The following is a 1,336-nucleotide window of genomic DNA, read 5'->3' as shown; positions in this document are numbered from 1 at the left end:
ACATCAAACCGCGCCGCCACCACCACCGACCCACCCGAACCCACCGCCGCCTCGAACAACCCCAACCCCTGCTCAGCCGACAACGCCACCATCCCAGAACGCGCCAACCGCCGCAGATCCACCTCACCCAACCCACCCGTCATCCCGGCCTCACGACCCCACGCCCCCCACACCAACGACAACCCCGCCAACCCCTCAGCCCGCCGCACCCCCACCAACGCGTCCAAGAACGCGTTCGCCGCCGCGTAGTTACCCTGCCCCGCCCCACCGAACGTCCCCGCCACCGACGAGAACACCACGAACTCGGCCAGACCCAACCCTCGGGTCAGCTCGTGCAGATGCCACGCCGCATCCACCTTCGGCCGCAACACCACATCCAGATCTTCGGCCGACAACGACGGGATCGTCCCATCGGCCAGCACGCCCGCAGTGTGAATCACCGCCGTCAACGGGTGTTCCTCCGGCACCCCGGCCAGCAGCGCCGCCACCTGATCGCGATCGGCCACATCACACGCCGCGACCGTGACCTCGACCCCATGCGCGATCAACTCGGCCCGCAACTCCAGCGCACCCGGAGCGTCCAGCCCTCGCCGACTCACCAGCAGCAGGTGCCGTATCCCACGCTCGGCCACCACATGCCGCGCGAACAACGCCCCCAGACCACCGGTACCACCAGTGATCAACACCGTCCCCTCGGGATCCCACGAGCGGACGTCGCCACCGGCCTTCGAATCCGGCGTCACCCGCGCCAGCCTCGGCACCCACACCTCACCCCCGCGCACCGCGACCTGCGGCTCACCGGAGGCCAGCACTCCGGCCAGTACGGACGAGGACAGCTCGTCGTCGATGTCGACCAGGACGAACCGGCCAGGATTCTCCGACTGGGCACTGCGGACGAGCCCTCGTGCCGCCGCCACGACCGGGTCCGGCGCTTTTTCGCCGTCCTCACCAGCCACGACCCCGCCCCGGGTGACGAACACCAGGCGCGAATCGGCGCATCGGTCATCGGCCAGCCACCCCTGCAGCACGTCCAGAACATGCGAGGTCAGCTCGTGCACCGACTCCGCGACCCCGTCGACCCGGCCGGAGACCGCTTCCGCCAGCACCACACCCGGCACCGGCCCCGCCTCAACCAGCGACAGCAGATCCGCGTGAACCGGCACCGGATCCCCACCCGAATCCCCGCCCGCCCGCAGCGTGGCGGCAACACCCAACGTGTCCTGGCCGAGTATCGCCGTCGAGAGCGCGTCAGCCGCCGGAAGATCCACCGACGACGTCCACTCCACCTGGAACAAAGCATCCCTACCCGCACCCCCACCAGAGGCGGCCAACACCT

General features: G+C 69.8%; 1 protein-coding gene. It reads right to left on the bottom strand.

The features are described from left to right. On the bottom strand, positions 1-1,268 hold a 1,268-nt coding region (locus tag AB0B96_RS40830; RefSeq protein ID WP_362907687.1), incomplete at its 3' end, for a beta-ketoacyl reductase. Between the last annotated feature and the right edge of the window lie 68 nt (positions 1,269-1,336).

The sequence above is a fragment of the Streptosporangium sp. NPDC049046 genome, assembly GCF_040649155.1.
Classification (GTDB): domain Bacteria; phylum Actinomycetota; class Actinomycetes; order Streptosporangiales; family Streptosporangiaceae; genus Streptosporangium.
The sequence above is the reverse complement of the archived record's forward strand: the minus strand, read 5'-3'. Positions and strand labels throughout refer to the sequence as shown.